Source organism: Flavobacteriales bacterium, assembly GCA_016700415.1.
GTDB lineage: Bacteria > Bacteroidota > Bacteroidia > Flavobacteriales_F > PHOS-HE28 > PHOS-HE28.
Map to the genome: position 1 here is coordinate 388,518 of CP065018.1, position 23,112 is coordinate 411,629.

26 protein-coding genes are annotated in these 23,112 nt (G+C 59.5%); 15 read left to right on the forward strand and 11 right to left on the reverse strand.

Going from position 1 to position 23,112, the window contains the following annotated elements; all coding sequences use genetic code 11:
• Nucleotides 1-195 precede the first annotated feature (195 nt).
• From IPP95_01590 to IPP95_01610, 5 genes are read left to right on the forward strand one after another with little or no spacing between them, the layout of a single operon-like run.
• Entirely contained in the window at nucleotides 196-1,485 is a 1,290-nt protein-coding gene (locus IPP95_01590) for a Glu/Leu/Phe/Val dehydrogenase (GenBank protein QQS72949.1), read from the forward strand.
• 2 nt (nucleotides 1,486-1,487) lie between these two features.
• Nucleotides 1,488-2,609 carry an NAD(P) transhydrogenase subunit alpha gene (locus IPP95_01595; protein ID QQS74170.1) on the forward strand — a complete coding sequence of 374 codons (1,122 nt, stop codon included), beginning with the start codon at nucleotides 1,488-1,490 and terminating at the stop codon, nucleotides 2,607-2,609.
• A 5-nt stretch (nucleotides 2,610-2,614) separates the two neighbouring features.
• Complete coding sequence (locus tag IPP95_01600; GenBank protein ID QQS72950.1) at nucleotides 2,615-2,941, forward strand: NAD(P) transhydrogenase subunit alpha; 327 nt, start codon at nucleotides 2,615-2,617, stop codon at nucleotides 2,939-2,941.
• The gene (locus IPP95_01605) at nucleotides 2,938-4,317 is read left to right on the forward strand and encodes an NAD(P)(+) transhydrogenase (Re/Si-specific) subunit beta (GenBank protein ID QQS72951.1); all 1,380 of its coding nucleotides are present in this window, start codon (nucleotides 2,938-2,940) and stop codon (nucleotides 4,315-4,317) included. Before IPP95_01600 ends, IPP95_01605 begins: the two co-directional genes overlap by 4 nt.
• A 1-nt stretch (nucleotide 4,318) precedes the next feature.
• Nucleotides 4,319-4,726 (forward strand): GreA/GreB family elongation factor, encoded by a 408-nt coding sequence (locus IPP95_01610; protein QQS72952.1) that lies wholly within the window; start codon nucleotides 4,319-4,321, stop codon nucleotides 4,724-4,726.
• 109 nt (nucleotides 4,727-4,835) lie between these two features.
• On the opposite strand, the gene IPP95_01615 is transcribed toward IPP95_01610, so the two are convergent.
• The 5 genes from IPP95_01615 to IPP95_01635 form a co-directional block, all read right to left on the reverse strand.
• A complete protein-coding gene (locus IPP95_01615) occupies nucleotides 4,836-5,234 on the reverse strand; it encodes a DUF1801 domain-containing protein (GenBank protein QQS72953.1) in 399 nt (132 codons plus the stop codon).
• A gap of 68 nt (nucleotides 5,235-5,302) precedes the next feature.
• Nucleotides 5,303-5,710, reverse strand: coding sequence for a glyoxalase/bleomycin resistance/extradiol dioxygenase family protein (locus tag IPP95_01620; GenBank protein ID QQS72954.1), 408 nt, complete (start codon nucleotides 5,708-5,710; stop codon nucleotides 5,303-5,305).
• A 17-nt stretch (nucleotides 5,711-5,727) separates the two neighbouring features.
• Nucleotides 5,728-6,306, reverse strand: a complete 579-nt coding sequence (locus tag IPP95_01625; GenBank protein ID QQS72955.1) for a YdeI/OmpD-associated family protein — start codon at nucleotides 6,304-6,306, stop codon at nucleotides 5,728-5,730.
• 88 nt (nucleotides 6,307-6,394) lie between these two features.
• Nucleotides 6,395-6,859 carry a GyrI-like domain-containing protein gene (locus IPP95_01630; protein ID QQS72956.1) on the reverse strand — a complete coding sequence of 155 codons (465 nt, stop codon included), beginning with the start codon at nucleotides 6,857-6,859 and terminating at the stop codon, nucleotides 6,395-6,397.
• Nucleotides 6,860-7,084: 225 nt separating this feature from the next.
• Nucleotides 7,085-7,756: a DUF1698 domain-containing protein gene (locus IPP95_01635; GenBank protein QQS72957.1), complete on the reverse strand. Its 672-nt coding sequence runs from the start codon at nucleotides 7,754-7,756 to the stop codon at nucleotides 7,085-7,087.
• Between the two features lie 95 nt (nucleotides 7,757-7,851).
• Between IPP95_01635 and IPP95_01640 the strand changes: the two genes are divergently transcribed.
• Together IPP95_01640 and IPP95_01645 are read left to right on the forward strand one after the other, a co-directional pair.
• On the forward strand, nucleotides 7,852-8,304 hold the full coding sequence (locus IPP95_01640) for a MarR family transcriptional regulator (protein ID QQS72958.1): 453 nt from the start codon (nucleotides 7,852-7,854) through the stop codon (nucleotides 8,302-8,304).
• A gap of 43 nt (nucleotides 8,305-8,347) precedes the next feature.
• Nucleotides 8,348-8,938 carry a YceI family protein gene (locus IPP95_01645; protein ID QQS72959.1) on the forward strand — a complete coding sequence of 197 codons (591 nt, stop codon included), beginning with the start codon at nucleotides 8,348-8,350 and terminating at the stop codon, nucleotides 8,936-8,938.
• 21 nt (nucleotides 8,939-8,959) lie between these two features.
• Here IPP95_01645 and IPP95_01650 read toward each other — a convergent pair whose 3' ends face one another.
• From IPP95_01650 to IPP95_01660, 3 genes are all read right to left on the reverse strand, one after another.
• The gene (locus tag IPP95_01650) at nucleotides 8,960-9,268 is read right to left on the reverse strand and encodes a phosphoribosylpyrophosphate synthetase (GenBank protein QQS72960.1); all 309 of its coding nucleotides are present in this window, start codon (nucleotides 9,266-9,268) and stop codon (nucleotides 8,960-8,962) included.
• A gap of 143 nt (nucleotides 9,269-9,411) precedes the next feature.
• Nucleotides 9,412-10,407, reverse strand: coding sequence for an SPFH/Band 7/PHB domain protein (locus IPP95_01655; protein ID QQS72961.1), 996 nt, complete (start codon nucleotides 10,405-10,407; stop codon nucleotides 9,412-9,414).
• 3 nt (nucleotides 10,408-10,410) lie between these two features.
• Complete coding sequence (locus tag IPP95_01660) at nucleotides 10,411-10,866, reverse strand: NfeD family protein (protein QQS72962.1); 456 nt, start codon at nucleotides 10,864-10,866, stop codon at nucleotides 10,411-10,413.
• 116 nt (nucleotides 10,867-10,982) lie between these two features.
• Here IPP95_01660 and IPP95_01665 point away from each other — a divergent pair, with 116 nt between their 5' ends.
• The 8 genes from IPP95_01665 to IPP95_01700 all read left to right on the forward strand — a co-directional run bounded on the left by IPP95_01665 (nucleotide 10,983) and on the right by IPP95_01700 (nucleotide 21,196).
• The gene (locus IPP95_01665) at nucleotides 10,983-12,800 is read left to right on the forward strand and encodes a glycosyltransferase (protein QQS72963.1); all 1,818 of its coding nucleotides are present in this window, start codon (nucleotides 10,983-10,985) and stop codon (nucleotides 12,798-12,800) included.
• A gap of 70 nt (nucleotides 12,801-12,870) precedes the next feature.
• The gene (locus IPP95_01670; protein QQS72964.1) at nucleotides 12,871-14,568 is read left to right on the forward strand and encodes a hypothetical protein; all 1,698 of its coding nucleotides are present in this window, start codon (nucleotides 12,871-12,873) and stop codon (nucleotides 14,566-14,568) included.
• Nucleotides 14,565-16,010: a hypothetical protein gene (locus tag IPP95_01675; protein QQS72965.1), complete on the forward strand. Its 1,446-nt coding sequence runs from the start codon at nucleotides 14,565-14,567 to the stop codon at nucleotides 16,008-16,010. The genes IPP95_01670 and IPP95_01675 overlap by 4 nt, the downstream gene beginning before the upstream one ends.
• The gene (locus IPP95_01680) at nucleotides 16,007-17,038 is read left to right on the forward strand and encodes a glycosyltransferase family 2 protein (protein ID QQS72966.1); all 1,032 of its coding nucleotides are present in this window, start codon (nucleotides 16,007-16,009) and stop codon (nucleotides 17,036-17,038) included. The genes IPP95_01675 and IPP95_01680 overlap by 4 nt, the downstream gene beginning before the upstream one ends.
• 42 nt (nucleotides 17,039-17,080) lie before the next feature.
• Nucleotides 17,081-18,085: a glycosyltransferase gene (locus IPP95_01685; protein ID QQS72967.1), complete on the forward strand. Its 1,005-nt coding sequence runs from the start codon at nucleotides 17,081-17,083 to the stop codon at nucleotides 18,083-18,085.
• A complete protein-coding gene (locus IPP95_01690; protein ID QQS72968.1) occupies nucleotides 18,072-19,343 on the forward strand; it encodes an O-antigen ligase family protein in 1,272 nt (423 codons plus the stop codon). Before IPP95_01685 ends, IPP95_01690 begins: the two co-directional genes overlap by 14 nt.
• 23 nt (nucleotides 19,344-19,366) lie before the next feature.
• Nucleotides 19,367-20,593: a DegT/DnrJ/EryC1/StrS family aminotransferase gene (locus IPP95_01695; GenBank protein QQS72969.1), complete on the forward strand. Its 1,227-nt coding sequence runs from the start codon at nucleotides 19,367-19,369 to the stop codon at nucleotides 20,591-20,593.
• A gap of 3 nt (nucleotides 20,594-20,596) precedes the next feature.
• Nucleotides 20,597-21,196 (forward strand): sugar transferase, encoded by a 600-nt coding sequence (locus tag IPP95_01700; GenBank protein ID QQS72970.1) that lies wholly within the window; start codon nucleotides 20,597-20,599, stop codon nucleotides 21,194-21,196.
• Between the two features lie 5 nt (nucleotides 21,197-21,201).
• On the opposite strand, the gene IPP95_01705 is transcribed toward IPP95_01700, so the two are convergent.
• The 3 genes from IPP95_01705 to IPP95_01715 form a co-directional block, all read right to left on the reverse strand.
• Nucleotides 21,202-21,513: a hypothetical protein gene (locus IPP95_01705; protein ID QQS72971.1), complete on the reverse strand. Its 312-nt coding sequence runs from the start codon at nucleotides 21,511-21,513 to the stop codon at nucleotides 21,202-21,204.
• On the reverse strand, nucleotides 21,428-22,063 hold the full coding sequence (locus IPP95_01710) for a hypothetical protein (protein ID QQS72972.1): 636 nt from the start codon (nucleotides 22,061-22,063) through the stop codon (nucleotides 21,428-21,430). The genes IPP95_01705 and IPP95_01710 overlap by 86 nt, the downstream gene beginning before the upstream one ends.
• Nucleotides 22,064-22,239: 176 nt before the next feature.
• The gene (locus tag IPP95_01715) at nucleotides 22,240-23,106 is read right to left on the reverse strand and encodes a nucleoside phosphorylase (protein QQS74171.1); all 867 of its coding nucleotides are present in this window, start codon (nucleotides 23,104-23,106) and stop codon (nucleotides 22,240-22,242) included.
• Between the last annotated feature and the right edge of the window lie 6 nt (nucleotides 23,107-23,112).

Consider the following 23,112-nt stretch of genomic DNA (forward strand, 5'->3'; position numbering starts at 1 on the left):
CCCTCGTGCCGATCCTCTTATGCGAGGAGCACGAGGTGGAACCGGTTATAGAGCCCGTACACGTTACCACCAGACCGGAGCCGATAACCCCAAGTGTATCTGGTATCTGTGGGACCTGTGATAATTTTGCCACTTGCGTGCTACGTTCCAACGAGCACATCACCTATCACTGCGAACACTACCGATAACCCTCAAATGACAACGAGAACCGTCGAAAAGCCCGTCCGCAAGGAAGGCATGTATGAAGTGGTCATGGAGCAATTTTCCCATGCCGCCGACATCATGGACCTGGACCCGGGCGTCCGCAAGATCCTGGCCAAGACCAACAGCGAGATCGTGGTCCACTTCCCCGTGCGATTGGACAGCGGCAAGATCGAAGTGTTCACCGGCTATCGCGTGCAGCACAACAACGCGCTCGGGCCCTACAAGGGCGGCTTGCGTTACCATCCCACGGTGGACATTGACTCAGCGCGCGCCTTGGCCATTTGGATGACGTGGAAGACCGCGTTGGCCGGCCTGCCGTACGGCGGTGCGAAAGGCGGCATCCAGATCGATCCCAAGCAATACTCGCAGGGTGAGCTCGAACGCATCACGCGCCGTTTCACTTATGCGCTGGGCGACAACATCGGCCCCGACCTGGACATTCCGGCACCGGACGTGAACACCAACGCGCAGATCATGGCATGGATCGCGGACACGTTCTCCTCCACCAAATCCCCCGCTACGCGCTTCGCTAATCTGCACGTGGTGACCGGTAAGCCTTTGGGCGCCGGTGGGCTGGAAGGACGCGACCGGGCCACAGGCTTTGGCGTGGTGGCCAACCTGAAGTCGTGGGCCACACGGCACGATCACGAACTGAAAGGCATGCGCTTTATCGTCCAGGGCTTCGGCAACGTGGGCTATTGGACCGCGCACTTCCTGTTGAAGGAAGGGGCCGTTCTCATCGCGGTGCAGGACGCAACCGCCACCCTTCACGACCCCAAGGGCATCGACCCGGAAGCGTTGCTGGCGCACAGTGACGCGAACGGCCGCAACATCAAGGGCTTTGCCGGCGCGAAGGAAATGGAGCCGAAGGACTTCTGGGCCTTGGAATGCGACATCGTCGTTCCCGCGGCATTGGGCAATCAGATCACCGGCGAGAACGCGGGCGGCATCAAGGCGAAAGTGGTGGCCGAAGGGGCCAATGGACCGGTGAACACCGCCGGCGAGGAGATCCTGCGCAAGAACGGGATCGACATCATCCCCGACATCCTGTGCAACTCCGGCGGCGTGATCGGCAGCTACTACGAGTGGTTGCAGAATAAGCGCAGCGAGATCTGGAAGATCGACGAGGTGCTGCGGATGATCCACGACAAGGTCGACATCGCCTTTGCGCAAGTGGTTGCCACATCGGCGGAGTTCAAGGTGGACTGGCGTACCAGCGCCTACATCGTGGCTCTCCGCCGCTTGGAGAAGACCTATAAGGAGCGCGGTATTTTCCCTTGAGCATGGTGCGGATCGGGATATTGAAGGAACGTGCTGACCGTCGCGTCACCGTATTGGCCCCTGCGGGAGTGGAACGGCTGAAAGACAAGGCAGAGATCCTTGTGCAGCGGGACGCGGGGCGGTCCGCCGGCTTTACCAACGACGCCTACGAGGCCGCCGGGGGGAAGTTGATGGGCTCTGCGGAGGAGGTGATGTCCGGGGCGGACATCCTGTTGAGCTACGACCATCATTACGATGGCGAGGAACTCAACGGTGACAAGACCTTCATCGGTGTCTTCAATTTCCTCTGGATGCCGGAGCAGGTGGGCCGCTATCTGCATCCCGGCGTCACCGTGCACAGCTTGGACCTGATCCCGCGCAGCACCTTGGCGCAGGCCATGGACGTGTTGTCCTCGGTGGGTTCCATCTCCGGCTATCAGGCCGTGCTGCTGGCCGCTGAGCGTTCCTTGGCCACTGTGCCGATGATCACAAGTGCGGGCGGCACCTTGCGGCCTGCGCAGTTCCTGGTGATGGGCGCCGGGGTGGCTGGCCTGCAGGCCATTGCCACGGCGCGCAGGCTCGGTGCCGTGGTGAAGGCCTACGACGTTCGCGCCGCATCGAAGGAGGAGGTGGAAAGCTTGGGCGCGACCTTCATCGAGGTGGAGGGCGCGGTGGACGACAGCAATGGCGGTGGATATGCCTCCCAGCAGTCCGAGGCCTTCCTGCAAAAAATACGGGACCGCATCCACGAGGAAGCATCCAAGGCGGACGTTGTCATTACCACGGCACGGGTCCCCGGGAGAAAGGCACCCTTGCTGATCACCGAGGAGATGGTGATGGGCATGAAGCCCGGTGCCGTGGTGGTGGATATTGCTGCCGCCACCGGAGGGAACTGCGCATTGACCAAGGCGGACAAGACAGTGATGCACAACGAAGTGACCATCCTTGGCCCCACTTCCATCGAATGCAGCTGCGCGCACAGCACGTCGTTCCTGCTCTCGAACAACTATGTCGCGTTCATTGAGCATTTGCTCAAGAACAAGGAAGTTGACGCCGACGACCCCATCCTACGGTCCACGCTCGTGGTACGGGACGGTGCGTCGGTGAACGAGCGGGTCCTTGCCCTGCAAACGGCCGCAAACTGACCTTCATGGACTGGAGCTACAGCATAACCCCCATTGACGGCGTGTTCGTACTCGCGCTGAGCCTGCTGCTGGGCTTCGAGGTGATCAAGAACATACCGGCCGTGCTGCACACACCGCTCATGTCAGGGTCGAACGCCATCAGCGGTATCATCCTTTTTGGTGGTATCGTGCAATTGCTCAATACGCCACTGGACCATGGCTGGACCCTCGCTGCGGCATCGCTTGCGGTGCTGCTGGGTTCCATCAATCTGGCCGGGGGCTTTTTCGTCACACACCGCATGCTTTCCATGTTCAGCGTGAAGCGCAAACCCGCCAAGGGTCCGAAAGCATGATGATGCAGTTCGCATATCTATTTGCCACTGTGGGGCTTGTGCAAGGCCTCAAGTTCATGGGCGATCCCGCCCGCGCTAAAACGGGGAACATGCTGGCAGCCGCCAGTGTGGTACTTGCTTTGGCAGCCGTGGTGGTGGCCACTGGTTGGGCGGGGTCGACCCACTTGCTTCTATTGCTGGGCCTGCTTGCCATGGGCACCGTGATCGGAAAGGCATGGAGCAACCGTGTGGCCATGACCGCCATGCCGCAGTTGGTGAGCATCTTCAACGCCTTGGGCGGTGCTTGCGCGGTGGTGCTGGGGTTGAACGAGGTTTATGGAACGGGCACTCCGGTGGACAATAAACTGCTCGGTAGCGTATTGATCCTTGCCACCCTTTTCGGCGGGGTGGCCTTCACCGGCAGCATGGTGGCATTTTTGAAATTGGTCGGCCGCAAGCTGCCCCGCCCCGCACAAGCCCACAAAGTGCTGGCGCGGGTGCTGCTCATCTTGTTGGTGGCGGCGGTGATCTATTACCTCGCCATGCCTGTGGACGCATCGGCGTACCCCGCGCTGTTGCTGGGCATTGCCATTGCGGCGTTGGCGTACGGCGTGTTCCTCACGTTACCGATCGGCGGCGCGGACATGCCCGTGCTGATCTCGTTGCTGAACGCTTTGACCGGTGTGGCCACCTTGTTCGCTGGCCTGCTCTTCCATGACCCCGTGATGATCATCGGCGGCATTCTCGTGGGCGCTACCGGCATCCTGCTCACCCTGCAGATGTGTTCCGCGATGAACCGTTCATTGGGCGGTGTGCTTGCTGGAAAGATCATTTCGGGCAAGAGCACTCAGTCCGAAGCAGAGCAGGACATCCGTTCCATCACTGCTGTGGAAACCGCGTCGTTGCTGGCCTTCAGCAAGCAGGTGGCCGTTGTGCCCGGTTATGGCATGGCCGTTTCGCAAGCACAACGCGAGTGTTTTGCGTTGCAGGAAATGCTGAAAGGAACCGGCGTGGACCTGCACTTCATCATCCACCCCGTGGCCGGCCGCATGCCCGGGCACATGAACGTACTGCTGGCCGAGGCGAACATCCCGTATGCCTCCGTGCTGGAGATGAGCGAGGTGAACAACACCATGGAGCACTACGACACCGTGCTGGTGATCGGGGCCAACGACGTAGTGAACCCTGCGGCGGAGAACGATACTGATAGCAGCATATACGGCATGCCCATCATCCGTGCGTACAAGGCCAAGCAGTTGGTGGTGATGAAACGCAGCATGGCCAAAGGCTACTCCGGCGTGGTGAACACATTGTTCGACCGGCAGAACTGCAAGGTGCTCTTCGGCGATGCGAAAGAGAGCCTTTCAGCCATCATCACAGAACTCAAACGCATTTGAAATGACCAACCCGAAATTGATCGTTTCCGCCAAGGAACGTGACCTGATCATGTCCTGGATCATCGGCTTCACCCCCGCCGACATCACCGTGCAAGAAAGCCTGGACCTGCTCTTCGAGGAATTGAAGCAGGCGGATGTCCGCGAAGAGAAGGACCTGCCCCAAGACGTGGTGAGGGTGAACAGTGTGGTGACTTTCCAATCCCCGACCGCACGAAAGGAGAACCTGCAGCTCGTAATGCCGAAGGACGCGGACCTCAAGGCCAATAAGCTGTCCGTCTTCACCGTGATGGGCTCGGCCTTGATCGGTTACCAGGAAGGGGCGGACATCCACTGGCGATTGCCGAAAGGGGAGGAGACGATCCATCTGGAAAGGGTGGACAATTCCAAGGTTTTGGAACTGGAGGGATAGGTCCGAAGGCAGGGACTCTGTTGCTGACGGGGCAACCACAACAATTCAACTTCACATGTAGGGGTGGAATTTTTGGGGCCACCACTTTCATTTTCCGGGCGCAGTACGATCAAGATGCAGTGAAACCCTTATTCGGTTTTGCTTGTGTCTTCACCGGATACTTCGCGTTCATCGCCTCCACCTTCGCCATTACGATCGCCTTCACCAATGCTGCTGGCAAGGGCTTTTCAGGTGTGAAGCGGATCGTGCCTTTGCTGACCTTGAAATCCTTCAATTCCGCATCGAAACCCTTCGGCATCATGCCATACAATGCGCAGTGGGTCTTGGCCGCGCCCATGTACAGCAACGGATGGCCGTTGTACCTGAAGCCCGGCAAGCCATAGCCGAAATACTCTTCGCACTTCGGAGCGGCGGAGAGGATCTGCTTGCGAAGCTTTTGCAAGGCTTTGGTCTGGTCGTCCGGCAACATCGTTAAGTATTCGTCAGTGTTCTTGGCTGAAGGTTTCATGTTGGAATGTGCCGATGAGATGGTAGCACCATGCCACGTCCGGCTCCCGCTCGTCCCCCCATATCGGATCAATCCACCGACGAAGTCCCCATCCAGAACACTTCCCAGATGTGGCCGTCCAGATCATTGAAGCTGCGGCCATACATGAAGCCGTGGTCCTCCGTAGGACGACATTCCGTCGCTCCCGCAGCGATGGCCTTGTCGTAGATCGTGTCCACTGCATCCTTGCTTTCGAATGAAAGGGCCAGCAGCACTTCGGTTTGCTTCGTCGGAACAGCGGCGGACTTCCCCTTCGGAAGGAAACGCGTCATACTTGTCGGCGTATGCAACATCGCGTAGATGGTATCGCTGATCACCAAGGCAGCCGCATCGTCGTTGGTGAACTGTGCATTGAATGAATAGTCGAGCGCTTCGAAAAAGGCTTTCGACTTGGCCAGGTCATTGACCTGCATGTTGACGAAGATCTGGGTGGTCATGTTGTCTTGGATGGTTATCAATGAATGGTTTCGCCGCGCTCCATCATCCCAATATAAAGCGCGAGCCGTTTGGTACGTGTTTCCTCTTTCTTTGCCGTATGCAGCCGGTGCAGGATCGCGTAGCGGTTGCTGCCGGTCAACGTCTTGAAGAACGCAGCAGCTTTCTTGTTCTTCATCAATGCCGCTTGCAGTTCCGGTGGAATGGTGATCGTCCTCGCCGGGGCGTACGCGTGGTCCCATTGGCCGTTCGCTTTGGCGATCCTTACTGTGGCAAGCCCAGCGGGTCGCATCAACTTGGCCTTGATCAGCTGTTGCACCTTCCTCTTGTTGATCTCGCTCCAGATGCTGCGTGGACCGCGCGGTGTGTATTTCTGCAAGAAGTAGGTGTCGTCATACTTGTTGCGGACCGCATCGATCCAGCCATGGCAGAGCGCTACTTCCAACGCTTCGGCATAGTTCACCGAAAGCACGTCGCTAGCCTTCTTCGCGATCTTGATGAAGATGCCCCGCGAGTTGTGGCCGTTTTCCGCAAGCCATGCGTCCCAAGCTTGCGGAGTTTCGAAGGAGATGATGGGCAGCTCTTTGGTCTCTGGCATTTCTGTTCTGTGGTATTAAGTATCGCTGATCGCGCCTGTATGTCGACCCGGTGGGTCGACGGTACAGGTGCGCTGAACGGATCGCGTGCTATTCTCCGATCACGCAATTCAGCTCCGTGCGGTATTCCTTTGGATCTTTCACCTCAGCCGGGTTGATCAAGTAGCACTCCCAAAAACGCCCTGTTCCGTTCAATTTCTGTGCGTTTACCCACCTCTCCAATTCGCCCCATGCTTGCCCAAGTCCTTCGTATGGCCCGTGGTAAACCGAGCGCACAACCTTCTCCGCAGGCAACGAGCCGTTGACCACACGCCCTGTTGGCTTGATCGCCTTCGGCACCGGGAAGCCGATCTCAAAGTCAAACGTGTCCGCTGGGCGGCGGTGATGATAGGAGAACATCGGACCAGCCGGTTGAAGACCATGGTCCGTCAGCGCTTTGAGGATCTCCTGTATCGCCGGGTCCATGTACTTCGGCATGTCGCGGCCGGGGATCTGTAGGTGGATCACGGCGGTAGGCAATTCCATGGTAGTGATGATCTCAGGTGTGGTGTTCATGGTCTTGCAGTTAATGATCGTTCACTTCGCGGAGACACTCTGCCAAACGATCTGGTCCAGTTGGTTGACGCCCGGGTCGCCTTCCGGAAGCAGGAACGAAGACCATCACTTCAGTCATCGAACTCCGCGCCCGACCTATCGGAGGGTTCCCCATTACGCTTTACGGGCATCCACGCAACTGCGATGAATTAGCCTTGCCGGTGGGGCATCGGCCATGTGCCACGCTCAATCCCCCGTGTCAGGAGGAGGCACAGCACCAAAGAGAATGTAGCGGTAGGGCATCTTCTTGTACAGGATGCCCACGTCGCCGTAGCCGAATTCAGTGACCTCATCCGCCACGGTGTTGAAGCCCATGCGTTGGGAAAGTGGCGGTCCCTCCGGGGTTTGTTGCGGGATGTAGTTCACCAGGTAAAAGGTGTGCGGGTCCCGCACGCCTGCCATTAACTGCGCGAACCAGGCCTGCCGATCACCTAACTGGGAGTATTCCCGAGTGATCAATGCCAAGTCCACCTCATTGGGTATGAGCCCGGTCACGCCGGGGGTGGTCAGCCGGACGAGCAAGCGTTCGTCACCGATGCCCTCTGCCTTCTTGCGCGCCTCCAAGGCGGCGATGTTCGCAGGGTTGTCGTCGATGGCCAGTACCCGGGCCCCGGCCCCCAGCAGTTTCCATGTATAGTAACCGTCCCCGGCGAACATGTCCGCCACCACTTTACCTTGAAGGGGACCCATGACGGTGAGCAACGAATCGCCGCTGCTCCAGTCATCGGAGCCATTCTGGGCCGTGCCCTGAGCCGGATCCACAGGGGCAGGCGTGCCCCCGCTTTCAGGCTGTTCAGGTGTGGTGCAACCGGCCAGAAAAAGACCGCCGATCAGGCAAAGTGGAAGCAATTGGCGCATGGACATTTCTTGAGGGGACCAATTTAAGGGGGACCAGGGAAGGAGTGATCGCCCAATATATTCACCATGGAAAATAATTCGATTAACTTTGCATCATGGCCAGTATCGAGAAGGAGCTTCGGATGGACTTTAAAAGCGAGCATCAGAAGTTGCTCCTCAATCTGCTCTTCACCTCCAATTGGCTGAAGCATCACGAAACGGAGCGCCTGAAGCCGTACGACCTGAGCCCCCAGCAGTACAACATTCTGCGGATCCTTCGCGGGGCGAAGGGAAAGGAGATGTGCATGCATGAGGTGCTGGAACGGATGCTGGACCGCGCACCGAACGCCACGCGCCTAACGGATAAACTGATCGCTAAGGGACTGGTGCTCCGTGAGCGCTGCGAAAAGGACCGTCGTGTGGTCCATCTGCTGATCAGCGAAAAAGGGAATGCCTTGCTGGCGGTGATCGAAAGCGCTACGGAGGAGCTCGTTGCGAAGGTGGCACGAAGGTTGTCCACAGCTGAGGCCAAGGCAATGAACCACGGCATGGACAAGCTGCGTCCATAGGCCGGATCACAACATTCAGCACACGAAGGATAAACCCGAACTCATGATAAAGACACTTTCCCTCGCGCTCCTGTTGGCAGGCACCGGCGCTGCCATGGCCCAGTCCACTTTCACCATCGATCCCACGGCCACCAAATTGGTCTGGACCGGTAAAAAGGTCACAGGCGAGCATCATGGCTCGATCGGCGTTCAGTCGGGCACGATCGGGTGGGGGGAGAACGGGCTTACGAACGCGGATGTGACGATCGACATGACCACCATCACGAATGCCGACATGGACAAGGAATATGCCGCCAAGCTCGAAGGCCACCTCAAGTCACCGGACTTTTTCAATACGGCCGAATTCAAGACGGCCAATTTCAAGACCACCCGGGTGGAGGCGATCCATGGCGTGGAGAACGGCAAGCCTAATTATTCCGTCACTGGCGACCTCACGATCAAGGGCATCACCCATCCGGTGACGTTTGATGCATTGGCCTGGAAGGAGAAGAAGGGCATCCGGACCGCCGGTACCATCATCTTCGACCGCACACATTACGATATCAAGTTCCGCTCCGGGCAGTTCTTCGATTCACTGGGGGACAAGATGATCGACGATATGGTGGAACTCACTTTCGACCTCGTCGGTAAGTGAGCTCCGCTACTAGGCCACCGCTCAGCGGTGCGTGGCTAATTTGTCCACCATCGTCTGGTTGAGGCTCGTGGCGTCGGGGCCGAAGGCGTTCACCAGCACCCCTTTCACCTCGTGCTTCACGGATCTGATCGCATAGACGATGCTCTCGTCACTGGGGTTGGATTCCCCCTCGAAGCGATGGAACTCGTCAATGATGAAGTCATCCGGGTGTAACGCCGTGTTGTTCCCGTTGCAGATGACGCATTCATCATGGAGCGTCAATTCATCAGTATAGCCGCGTGCCTGTAGATCGTTCACGGCTTGGGACAGGGTATCGTATGAGCGTGCCATGGTAACGAAGTTACATCTGGAGGGAGGACCTTGTTCGGACGTGCAGGTGCGATGGGAAAGCATCGCGCCTCTGGAACATCCGGGGACAAGGACCAAAAAGAAAGCGGACCTGGGCCCGCTTTCTTTTGGTGTGGATGGAAGGGCTACTTGCCTGTTCCGCCCGCCACTAGCATGTCCTTGATACCGCCCAGACTGCTGAGCACCCCGGTGGCTTCGTAGGGCATATAGATCACCTTGTTATCCTTGCCGGAGGTCATATCCTGCAGGGTATCGAGGTATCTCATAGCGATGAGGTAGTTGGCCGGATCGGCGTTGGCGCCCTTGATGGCCTCCGTGACCAAACGGATCGCCTCGGCCTCACCTTGTGCGCGGCGGATTCGGGCCTGTGCGTCGCCCTCGGCCTCGAGGATCTGTGCCTGCTTCTGCCCGTCGGCCTCGTTGATCTGCTTCTGCTGCACCGCCTCGGCCTGCAGGATCACGGCGCGCTTGGTGCCCTCGGCGTCGATGATCTGTGCGCGCTTGTCGCGCTCGGCGCGCATCTGCTTCTCCATGGCCTCGCGGATGTCGCGCGGCGGGTTGATGTCCTGCAATTCCACGCGGTTCACCTTCACGCCCCATTTGTTGCTGGCCTCATCGAGGATGTTGCGCAACTTGGCGTTGATGGTGTCGCGGCTGGTGAGGCACTCGTCCAGGTCCAGTTCCCCGATGACGTTACGCAGCGTGGTCTGGGTGAGCTTCTCGATGGCCAAGGGGAGGTTCTCGATCTCGTACACCGCCTTCACGGGGTCCATGATCTGGAAGTAAAGGAGCGCATTGATCTCAGTGCCCACGTTATCCTTGGTGATCACGTTCTGCTTGGGAAAGTCGTACACCGTCTCCCGCAGGTCGAGGCGCTCCTTCTTCACGAACTGCACGTACTTGTTGCCGTCAGGCAGTTCGCGGGAGTAGCGGAAGATGATCTCGCGGGGCTTGTCGAACACCGGGATGATGACGTTGAAGCCGGCGGTGAGCGTTTCGCGGTATTTGCCGAAGCGCTCGATGATCATCGCCTCGCTTTGTTGGATGATGCGCACGCCTTTCGCGACCATGAAGATGACGAAGAAGGCGATAAGCAGGAGTATGATGGTTCCAGGACCCATGGTTCAAGAGTTGGTTAGGGGTTTTATGATCAGCGTATTGCTTTCCACACGGACCACCTCGATGGTGTCGCCGATGTGGAGCGGAGAATCAGAGAGGCACTCGGCACGCCAGTCGTCGCCGCCCACTTGCACGCGGCCCAAGCGGAGGCCGGGATCGAAGTCCTGACTGACGCGGCCGCGCAGCCCTACAAGTGCGTCGGCATTGGTGCGCACATGCTCTTTTGTCCAAAAGCGCCGCATCAATATGGGGCGCACCGTGAAGAAGGCCAGGAGGGAAAAGGCGGAGAAGAGAAGTAGTTGGCCAGCAGGCCCGAAGCCAAGGCCGGCGGTGATGCTCGCGGCGATGCAGCCGATGCCGAGGCAGAACAGGAAGAAGCCGGGGAGGAAGATCTCGGCGATCATCATCAACAAGGCCAGACCCGCCCACCAGTGCCATTGAAAAAAATCCATGTCCATCATTTCTTCGATGCGAAAGATAGCCCACCTTTTCCGGCCTATGAGAGCGTTTCGGGATGAGCGGTGCCAAGGGCTGATGAAGGCAAGTAAAGCGGCCAGTTGCGCTACTTTCGCCGCCCATGGCCGGGAAGATAAAGGACTTGCTGCGTTCACCGCAGGGGCGCGACAGCGTGCTCACCTACTTGACCGAGGCGCTGTCCATGGTGGGCATGGTTCTGGCGTACCGGCTGGCGGCGCAGGTGAGCAAGCAGGATCTGGACCTCTATGTGATCGTAAGGCGTACCGTTTCCTTCGTCTTTCCCGTGGTTTTGATGGGGGCCATGGTGGGCTTGACGCGTTTCGTGGCCATGAGCGCCTCGACAGACCGCCAGCGCGGCTACCTGCGCGGTGCCTTGTACTGGGTGGTGCCCTTGGGCCTCTTGGTGTGGGGTGTCTGCACGCTCTTTGCGAAGCCTTTGGCCTGGGCCGTGTTCGGAAGCGAGGCGCAGGCGGAATTGATGCCGCCCTTGGGACTGATGACCGTCGGGATCAGTTTGCACGGGGTGGCCTACGGCTATTTACGCGGAAAGAGCGCCATGGTGGCGGCGAACGCCGTGCAGCTCATGGTATTGGCGATCGCGCCCTGCGCGGCGTTTTTGGTCTTCCATGAAATGGTGGACGTGCTGTGGGCCACGGCCATCACATGGACCGTGGCGCCGCTGCTGTCGATCCTGCCCGGGCTCATGGCACCCGCCAAGGAGAAAATGCGAAAGGAGCGGAGCGAGCTGCTTCGCTACGGCCTTCCCCGTGTTCCCGGGGATATCGCGCTGGGCGCCCTGCTCACGATCCCCGGTTATGTGGCCATGCGCACCTATGGCCTCGATCTCAGCGGCGAGGTGGGCTTCGGCGCCACATTGCTGAACTTGGCCGCTGCGGCGTTCTCCCCGGTGGCCTTGTTATTGCTCCCTGCGGCCTCCAGCCAGCTCGCCGCTGGTGATCATACCGGCCTGGAACGAAAGATCGCCCGCATGACCTGGGTGATCCTCGCGGCTTCCTTCGCCTTGATGCTCGGTTTCGAACTGCTTTCCGGTCCATTGCTGGAACTCTATCTGGGACCTACCGGGGCCAACTATTTATGGATGAGCCGTCTGATCTTCCTCGGGGCACTGCCCTTTGCGTTCTTCAACGGTATGCGCAGTGTGCTGGATGCTTACTTCCATACTCCACGGAACGGGATCAATCTGGTCATGGCCTTTGTGCTGCTGCTCGTGGGCAGTATGGTCCACCTGCTCATTCCCACACCCCGGTACACCATGGGTGTGGTCCTGGTGGTTTCCATGCTGTACTTAGGTTGGGCCACGTGGCGCGATGTGCGGTTCGTCCGCAGCGAACTGCTCCGGCTTGCCTCGCGGGAAGCGCATCGCCTCAGTGTGCTGGTGATGATCCCGGACAAGGAGGAGGGCAGCACCTTCACAGCCTCCAAGGCCCAGGCCCGCGCCTTTGAAACGCAGGGTTCTGAAGTATGCTTGTTCCATTTAGAGAGCCGTTCCTCCATCAGGCAGCTCCTGCGTTCCAGAAAGCGGATGAAGCGCTTGATACACGAACGCCGACCGGACGTGGTCCATGTGCACTTCGGGTCGGTGGCCGCCTTGTTCGCCGTGCTGGTCAGCTCGGTGCCCGTGGTGGTCACCTTCATGGGGAACGATCTTGATCGCCGCGGGATCCCCGGCATCGCCCGGCCATGGGTGGGCGGGATTTTCAGTCAATTGGCCGCCTTCTTCACTGCCGGCATCATCTGCTCCGATGAAAGCGTGCGTGAGCATTTGTGGTGGCGGCAGAGCGAGGCGATGGTGTTGCCTTTGGGCGGGGACGGCACCACGCACGCCAGGGAAACCTTGGATCATTTGCGGGCGGTCGCCTTCCATCGCACCTCCGAAAAAGAAGCAGGCGCGGTATGAGGCGGTCGATCGCTTACTTCATTGACGATGGTCCTGTGCATCGGCGGTCACAAGATCTTCCATTGAAGTGATGGCCCGACCGTTCACCATATCCAAGGCCCGCTGGGGGCATGCGACCACGTTCATGGCGGAGGGACTGGTGCTTGTGGCCACGGTGCTCGTATATAAGCTGGCGGCGGACCGGCTCGGCGATCAAGGCTTTGAAAGCTATACCATCGTCCGCCGAACCACATCCTTCATGCAGACCATTGCCATGTGCGGCATGGCGGTGGCGATCGTGCGTTATGTGGCGATGGCGGCCACCAAGGAGCGTCAGGTGGGCCTGTTGCGCGTGGCGGTGAAGCGGTTATCGCTGATCTCGATCGGAATGTTGGTCACGGCGGCGGGGATCCCCGGTGCGTTGTCAAGCGCGTTCTTCGGCACCTCCGACCATGCCTCGCTGATCCTTCCGATAGCGTTGCTGGCCACGGGACTGCTCTTTCATACCCTCGCCCACGGCTACCTGCGGGGCAATGGCATGGCCACGCGCTCCAACATCCTACAGGCCGTGAATATTGCGGTGGTGCCCAACGGCGCGATGCTTTGGTCCAACGGGCTGGAGCATGTGCTTTGGGCGACCGGCTTGCTCTGGGTGGGCATCAGTGGCGTGGTGTTGCTGCGGTCGGCATTGACCGGTCCGGCGCTGCGTGATCCGGAGGACGCAGCGCGCATGGTCCGTTTCGGTACGTTGCGTCTGCCCGGCGATATGATCTTCGCTTCATTGTTGTCGTTGCCGGTGTTCTTGGTGAACCATGTGGAAGGCATTTCCACCGGCGCCAGCCTTGCCTTCGCCATCACCTTGGTCAACGTGGCCGGCGCTGCCTATTCGCCCTTGAGCTTGATCCTTTTGCCGTCCGTGGCATCGATGCTGGGGCGTAAGCAATGGAAAACCTTGCGGCAGCAGATCATCCGGGTATCCTGGTTCGTTCTCGGCTCCGGCGTGGTGATGGTGCTGCTCTTCGAAGCGGTGGCCACACCCTTGTTGCGCGTCTATCTCGGGCCGGTGGGTGAACAGATGGAACCCATGTGCCGCGTGGTCTTCCTCGGTGCGGGCATGTACGGAGTCTACGTGTCGTTGCGCAGTGTGCTGGATGCATATCACAATGCGCCGCGCAACACCTTCAATCTTTTCTGGGCCTTGGTGGTGCTTGTCTTGGCGGGTCTGCTCTACACGTGGGTGACGCCCGTGTGGTGGTTGGCCGCGATACTGGTGCTGGCCCCGCTGGTCGTGCTGGCGCTGCTCACCTTGCGTGATATCCATTGGGTTGCCAAGGACCTGCGTGCCAAACAGGACGAGAGCGCAGCCGTGGTGGTACTGGAACCGGTGACCGTGACCGAAGTTGCTTCGGATGGCACAGGCGAGGACAAACAGTGGCTGACCTTGCGGTTGCGCGCTGGTGGTGGCATCCTTGGGGCTTTTGCGCGAGCATCCGCCCTGCGCCGGGAGGAACGCCGAAGCCATCCCGAATTCATTGTGGTGCGCCAGGACCCCGCTTCCGCATTGCTCTATGCCGTTATTTTGCGTGCGCCGTTGGTACTCATAGTGGGTGCTGCACCCGGTCGCTGGGACCGCTGGGCGTCGCTGGTCGCATTGCGGGTGATCTGCCCCACAACGGCAGCGATGGAACACCTTCAAGGTTGGGCCACCAGCGTACGCCAAAGCGACCGCTTGGATGAAAAGGGGATATTGTCGCTCCTTTTGGAGGGAGAGAACACCGCACCTCAATGATCAGTTACCTCATTCTCATCGCCATCACGGCCTTTGTGGTATGGGCCACAGTGTGGATCGTGAAGCGCACCGGCCAGTGGACCTTTGTCGTGGGCATGGCCGTTCTCTATGCCTGGACCTTCCTCGGTGCGTGGTTTTTCATCGGTGATGCGCTCTCGGGATATCAAGGCTATCACATCGGGTTGAACTACTACTACTTGATGGAGAAGATGTTCCCGTTCGAATTGGACCGGAACTACCGTATGGCGCTATTGGGCTATTTCGCTTATACGGCGCTGATGATTGTCGGCGTTTGGTACATGGTGCGGAGGATCCGCCTAGGAAAGATCCCTGTCGTCCCGGCACGAATGGTCGATCATCGCGTCTTCTTCCTGTTGGCGCTGGTGGCGGGGTTGGGCAGCTTCGCCATTATTCGTCCCGTTCTCATGGACGCTATCGCCGCGCACCTATCCATTTACCAGTACACCCGCCATACGGAATATGCCGGGGCCAGCATTCATGGCCTTTGCAATGAACTGGTCTGCTTGTCGCTGCTCCTGGGTTGGGCCATCCAACTCACGGGCCGGAATGCTCGCTACTTCACATCCCGGGGCCAACGATGGTCGAGTTGGGCCTATCCGTCGGCCCTGATCGTCTATTCCCTTTATTTGATGCTCCTTGGAAACCGGCATGAGCTGTTCATGGCGTTGATCCTGGGCAGCATGGTCTTCTTTCTCAACAACGGCCTTCCACGAAGGTGGCAGTTCGCTCTCTATCTGGCGGTGGTCTTTGTGCCTTTGATGGTGACCGGCAAGGTGCGCAACCTCACGTGGCAGGAAATGAGCGCCTTGGATCTTGAAGGCAATCAGAAGCTCCCCCCGTTCACCCTGCCGATCATCCAGCATGTGCCCCGGCAAACCAAGGGGGGGATCCCGGAAATGGGCGAACGCATCTTCTCGAACGAATTCTTCTGCGCTCATTTCTCACTTTATGGCATCCTGCGAAAGGAGGTGCGGCCCAAGCCGTACATCAGTGTGCGTTACATCGCCGCATCCATGGTACCGCGCATGATGAAAGAGGAGCGGCCACCGACCGCCTACGATCATTATGCCGAGCAAGCGCAGTTGGAACCGGGCCAAGGGTATACCATCCATCAGGCCGCAGGTTGGTATATCAACGGGGGCTGGGCAGGACTTGCCATCGGTGGGCTGCTGCTCGGGCTATTATGGGGGGGGCTCATGCGGATGCGGGCAGCGCCGCCACTACACTCCTTGGTATGGCATGTCTTTGCCATCATGGGCACCAGTTGTTTTGCCGCCTTCATGCCCATCCTCATCCGCGATGGACCGGAGATCGTGAAGGCATTGGTGTTCGAGGGCTTCGCAATGCCCATCGGGATCGTGTTCTTGGCAACCTTCCTGGGTTGTCGGCGAGAATCAAGGAACAAGCCGATCGCACCATGAGCCATCGGGTCACCATTATTATTCCTTGCCGCAATGAGGCCGCCCATGTCGACCATGCCGTGAGCGATGCCTTGGCCCAAGAACGACGGGGCTTTGACATTGAAGTGCTGGTGGCCGTCGGACCGAGCGAGGATGATACACAAGGCATCGTGGAACGGATCGCCGCGAAAAATCCGGAAGTGGTCCTGGTGGAAAACCCCGCTGGCGTGGTGCCCCATGGACTGAATGCGGCCATCCGTCTTGCTACTGGGGATTTCATCGTCCGGATGGACGCACATTCACGCTATCCGAACGACTATGTAGCCGTCCTCACCGAGGCTTTGGACCGCCTGCACGCGGACAATACAGGCGGCGTGTGGGAGACCTTGCCCGCCAACGGCAGCAACAAGGCATGGGCCATTGCGCAGGTTTTGAGCAGCCCGCTGGGCGTGGGCAATGCGATGTTCCGGATCGGCGTGGAAGGGGAACAAGAAGTGGACACGGTACCTTATGGTTGTTTTCGGCGGGAGCTCTTCGATCGCATCGGGTTTTTCGACGAGGAACTGATCCGGAACCAGGACGATGAGCACAACGGGCGCATTATCAAGGCGGGGGGGCGTATCATGCTTCTTCCGCAGGTGCGGATCCAATACTACGGCCGCGATCAGATCTCGAAACTCTGGCGGATGTACCGTGAGTACGGCTTGTTCAAACCCTTGGTGAACATCAAACTTGGCGCGCCGGCCACCTTGAGGCAGTTCGCGCCACCGCTCTTCGTCCTCGCCCTCTTGGGCCTTCCCTTGCTGGCATTGGCCTTGCCATTGCTCAGCCTCGGCTGGGCAATGATGGTCTCCGCCTATTTGCTCGTGGTGGCCGTAGTCTCGGCCCGCATCGCCGCAGCGGGTTCGCGGATGTCCGCCTTGCTTTGGATGCTGGTGGCCTTCTTCACGGTGCATGTGGCCTATGGTGTGGGATACTTGCAAGGCATCGTACGTTTCGTGCTGCTGGGCCGAAGGGTGCGTCCGGCGGATATCGGCACCAACCGCTGAGCCGGGTTTGGTGGCGGCCGCGCGGCTCCCCATCTTCGCCGCATGGTTGAAGCTGAGGATGACAAGCCGTTGCGGCTTCTGGTGGTGATCCCCGGCAGGGCCGAGGAACGCACCATGGTCTTCTCCCGTCGCCAAGCGAGAGCCATGGCGGAGATGCACCATGCGGTGGTCGAGATCTTCTTCCTCGAAAGCCGCACCTCGCCTTCCGCGATCATCAAGGAACGGCGGCGGATGAAGGAGACCATGAGCCGTTTTCGCCCGGACGTGGTACATGCCCACTACGGTACGGTCACTGCCCTGTTATCCGTGATGACCAGTCCCGTGCCGGTGGTGATCACTTTTCACGGAAGCGACCTCAACCACACTCCGCATGACGGATTTCTTCGTGACCTGCTTGGGCGTCTCATGTCCCAGTTCGCAGCACTGGGTGCTTCGGGCATCATTTGCGTGAGCGAACAACTGCGCGATCGCCTCTGGTGGAAGCGCGATCTGGTGCGGATCCTGCCGATGGGCGTGGAATTGCGGCGCTATATTCCCGTGCCCCGAGATGAGGCGAGACAACGGCTGGGCTGGTCCGCGCGCCCGCAGGTAGTGATCTTCAATGCCACCTCTCCGGCCCGCAAGCGCTTGGACATCGCACAGGAGGTGGAGCGCAAGTTGCAGGCCGAGGGAGTGCCGATGGAACTCGAATTGCTGCAAGGTGGCATCACCCAGGAAGAGATGCCGGTATTGCTCAGCGCGGCGGATGCATTGCTGATGTGCAGCAACAGTGAAGGCAGCCCCACGATGGTGAAGGAGGCCATGGCCTGCGACCTGCCCGTGGTGACGAACGATGTCGGTGATGTGCAGGACCGGCTGGCCGACGTAACCCCGGGTGCCATCGTGTCTCAAGACCCGGAGGAACTGGTCGAAGCGCTGCGTTCCGTCCTGCGTGAAGGTCGTCGGTCCAACGGTCGCGCCATGGCGTTGCGGAACAAGGCCGACGCGGAATCGCTGGATGCCCTGACATTTGAATTGTTGCGATCCTGCGCCCATGGAAAAGCCTGAAGCCGCTCATCGGGGAATGGCCGGGCGTGCCCTGGAAGTGGCGGCGGTGGGCATCGCCATCGCCTTGCCGCTCTGGCCTGCTCTGCTTCCCCCCTTGGTGGCCTTGTTGCTGTGCTGTGTGATCTGGGCCCGTGTAACGCACCGCTCGGTTCCGGGGAAGCTGACCGTCCGCTCGCCTTTGTTCTGGTCAGCTTTGCTTTATGGCGCGCACGTCCTGGGCCTGCTCTGGAGCATGAACATGGATTTCGCGGGTCTGGACCTCGGTATCAAGGCTTCCTTGGTCCTCTTCGCACTGATCGCGGTTGTTGGTGTCCCGCAATTCCGGAGCGACCGGCCCAAACTCGCGTTCATCGGCGGCAATGCCATCGCGGTGGTGATCTGCGTTGTGCGTGCAGGCTATCGCTCGGCGGACTTGTACCTGCATCCAGATCCAGCGGGAACGCTTACCAACTATGCGCTTAGCGTTCCCTTCTTCGCTTCAGATTTTTCCACATTCCTGCACCCCTCCTATATGGCGATGTATCTCACGTTGGCCTTGATGCTGCTTGCACGTCCGCTGGGCCAACGGACAGGGGGTAAGCGCCTGAGGATGGCAACGGCCTTGCTACTTGTACTAGGCATCGTGCTCTGCGCAAGCAAAGCGGGCTGGATCATCTTGGTCCTCGCGGCGATCGCTGTACTGGCCGAACGTTGGAGCGATCGTTGGATGCGCATCATCGTGGGCTGGGGCTTTCTGGCCGTGCTCCTCGCGGGTATTACCTTGTACTTCACCACCGATTATGTGCATGAACGGGTAGGGCAGGTGCTGAACACCTTTCAGGGAAGCCAGCTACAAAGCGATGCCGCCAACAGCACTGATGACCGCAGGCTCGTTTGGCGTACGTCCATCGCCGTTGTGGCAGCTCATCCTTGGTCCGGTGTAGGCACCGGGGACGTGAAGGACGAACTCCTGAAGACTTACGCGAAGAGAGGCTACGTGGAGCCGTTGAAAAAGAAGTTGAACGCGCACGACCAATACCTGAACACTGGAGTGGCGTTAGGCCTTGGCGGCATGCTGCTGCTGGTCCTGATGGTCATCGTCCCGACCGTGTACGCCTTCGGGCAAGGAGATGTGATGCTGGCCTCCTTCCTGCTGTTGAACGCGTTGAACTGGACCGTGGAGAGCATGCTGGAGGTACAGGCAGGAACCATCTTCTTCGCCTTCTTCGCATGGCTGCTCACGTTGGATCCATCCCGAACTTTGCGGTCGACGGACTGAACCATTCCTTGAACGATTTGCCCATGATCCCCTTCGCTCCGCCGCGCATCGACGATCGCACGATTCAGGCCGTAACGGAGGCCCTGAAAAGCGGCTGGATCACCACCGGCCCGCGCACCAAAGCTTTTGAGAAACACCTCGCTGAGTACTGCGGAGTGGAGAAAGTGATCGCGCTGAACAGCTGGACCAATGCCTGCGAGTTGGCTTTGCGCTGGTTCGGCGTAGGCCCCGGCGACGAGGTGATCGTACCCGCATATACGTACTGCGCCACCGCCAATATCGTGATGCACGTGGGTGCTAAGCCGGTAATGGTGGACGTGCTGGACGATTTCACGATCGATCCGGCTGCTGTCCGCGCCGCGGTCAATCCGCGTACCAAGTGCATCATTCCCGTGGACATCGGTGGCATGCCGGCACGGATCGCGGAGCTGATGAAGATCGCCGACGATCTGTGCGCCTACTTCACCCCGAAAGTGAATCTGCGCGTTGCGGGCAGCAATCCGCAGATGAAGCTGGGCCGCATCCTCGTGCTCAGCGATGCCGCACATTCCTTCGGGGCCTCTATCAATGGCCGGAAGCTCGGTACGCAGGCGGACATCACCGGCTTCAGCTTTCACGCGGTGAAGAACCTCACTACCGCCGAGGGAGGCGCGCTCGCCTTCAACCTACCTGCCCCTTTCGATCCGCAGGAGCTTTACAAGTGGTTCAACACCATGAGCCTGCATGGGCAGAGCAAGGACGCCTTGGCCAAGACGGGACCAGGGGCCTGGCGCTACGACGTGGAGGCTGCGGGCTGGAAATGCAACATGACGGATATCCAAGCGGCCATCGGGCAGGTGGAACTGGACCGCTATGACAGTGAGACCCTGCCACGGCGCAAGGCGCTCTGTGAGCGCTATCAAAGCGCCTTCAACAAGGACGACCGGTTCATCGTTCCCCTGCTCCATGACGCCGATCGCGAAAGCAGCCATCATCTGTTCATGCTTAGGGTGAAGGAGGCCAGCGAGGAGCAGCGTGACGCCGTCATCGCCGCCATCGCCAAGCGCGAGGTGAGCGTGAACGTCCACTTCATTCCCATGCCGTTGTTGAGCCTCTACAAGGGCCTCGGTTACCGGATGGAGGATTACCCGAACACCTATCGGCAGTACAGCCGCGAGATCAGCCTGCCGGTGTACTACGACCTCACGGACACCCAAGTGGACGAGGTGGTTGATGCCGTAAAGAGCGCCGTGGCCGAGGTCATGGGCTGAGCGATGGTAAAGCGCACGTTCGATATTCTATTTGCGCTGGTGTTGCTACTGATGTTGCTCCCGGTCCTACTGGTGTTCGCGTTGCTTGTCGCCTTCACCTCCAAGGGCGGGGCCTTTTTTCGCCAGGTGCGTGTGGGGCGTGGAGGGATCGAGTTCCGCCTGCTGAAGTTCCGCACGATGCGCCCGGACAGCGAGGCCCAGGGACAACTGACCATCGGAGGCCGCGACCCGCGTATCACATCGGTCGGCTATTTCCTACGGAAGACGAAGCTGGACGAACTGCCCCAACTTTGGAACGTGTTGGTGGGCGATATGAGCGTGGTGGGGCCACGGCCGGAAGTGCCGAAATACGTAGCGATGTACGATCCGGAACAACGTGCGGTGCTCTCGGTGCGCCCCGGCATCACAGGCATGGCCAGCATCGACTATATCGACGAGAACGAACTGCTGGCGCGGTCCGCAGATCCCGAGCGCGCATACATCGAAGAGGTGATGCCGGCCAAGCTCCGATTGGACCTGAAATACGTGAAAGAGCGGAACTTCTGGCTGGATCTGCGGATCATCCTGGCCACTGTGGGCCGGGTCTTCGGAGGCTGGCGGTAGCTGGACTACAGCGCCGACAACAACCGCTGAAGGTCCTCCACGCGGTCGGGGTCGTTCAGCTTCTCGTAGCTGTTCAGCAAGTTGTTCAGAAGCCTACGCACGATATCGATGTTGGAGCAGGGCTGGTAAAAACTTTCCCGCGTTGGCAGCTCCAGCTTCCCGAGGAATTCATCGATCTCCGCCTTGCCCAGGATGTCCCCTTGGCTGAATGCGTTCACGTAAAAAAGGACATCACCGTGGCCAAGCTCGCTGGCGGCTACTCCGGTCTCGTCCATGTAGGCCAGCACGAAATGGTTCGGCAGGTTCACGCCGCGCATCGGCAGGTCGAGTTCCTCCGCAAGCACCTGATATCACGGCAAGAGAGAGCGGGTTGCCCTTTTTACATTCCAACACCTCGTTGATGTAGCTGTTCTGGGGCGCGTGGTAGTTGCGCTTGTTCCCTTTGAATCCGTGTACCTGAAAGAAGATGTGGTTGAACACGCGGACTTTCTCGAAGGCTGTGAGGTTGTCGTTCAATTCCAACCAAATGTCCTGCCTCAATGCGGCGATCCGGCCTTTCACCCGGTTCTCGTCAAGTTCGGCATAGCGGTACCGGCACACGATCAGTGCTCCGGCCAAGAGGTCCTCGCCGCCTTCCTTTTTCCAGGCCACGAGCCGGTTGTAGGTAAGGTCCAGATGGATCGTGTGCAGTAAGTCCTCGATGCGGTTCCGGAACAGGTCGCCCAGGTCATCCACTTCCCAAGCATGCTCCAAGACGGGGACCACGGGCTCCCCGAGCGTTAGGAGGCGCTCCCGCACATGCGAGTAGATCCCCTCGTCGGGGTCGTCGATCAAGGCGATCAATGCTTGGATCTCGGTGTCGCTCATGGGGACGTGCAGGTGTTGCATACGTCGGGACGATGGCCTTTGATACGGTCCCGACTTGGGCGAAAGTATCGGGTGAGGCAGGGGGCAGCTGGAATGCCGCGCCCATCTTTCAACCATGCACCTGTTGATCCCGGACCGGCGCGGAGGCTGGAAACGGGGATCGGTGAGGGAGCCTATCAGCCCACCAAGCGCTCCAACACCTGCCCGATCATCCGTTCGATGGCCGTGTGGTGGTCCTTGCTGTATTCCTTCCGGAGGCGGTTGGCCACCACGGTGCAGACGGTGCAGGCGCGATGGCCCAAGAGCCCGCTGAGGCCGTAGAGCGCGCTGGTCTCCATTTCGAAGTTCAGTAGGCGCAGGTCTTCGTGCTTGAACGAGGTGAACGCTTCGTTCAAGCCGCCCACGCTGGGCACGGCGCGCAGCTGCCGGCCTTGAGGACCGTAAAATCCGCCGGCAGTGGCGGTCAGCCCCACATGGTTGCCGTTCCCGAGCCGTGCCACTAATTGTTCATCTCCGGTGGCGAGGTAGGGCAGGGGAAGGTTGTCCGGCCACTCGGTATGCTGAAGGAAGGCTTGAAGGATGCGGAGCTCGGCATCGGTCTGCTCGTGGGCGTAGTAGTGCAACACATTGTCCAAGCCAAGGCCGCTGTGGCTCACCACCAGTTCGTCGCATGGCACATCCTCCTGCAACGCGCCGCAGGTGCCCATGCGAACGATCGTCAGTGCTTTGTGCTCTTTTTTCGGTGTGCGTTTCTCCAGGTCGATGTTCACCAGCGCGTCCAGCTCGCCCATCACGATGTCGATGTTGTCCGTGCCGATGCCCGTGGCCAGCGCCGTAATGCGCACGCCATGGTACGTTCCGGTGTGGGCCACGAACTCGCGGTTCTGACTTTGGTGCTCGATCTTGTCGAAATGCGCGCTGATGCGTTCCACCCGGCCCGGGTCGCCCACCACGAAGACCAGATCGCCCAGATGTTCCGGGCGCAGCGCCAAGTGGTATACCGAGCCGTCGGGGTTCAAGATCAGTTCACTGGGCTCCAGGATCACGCC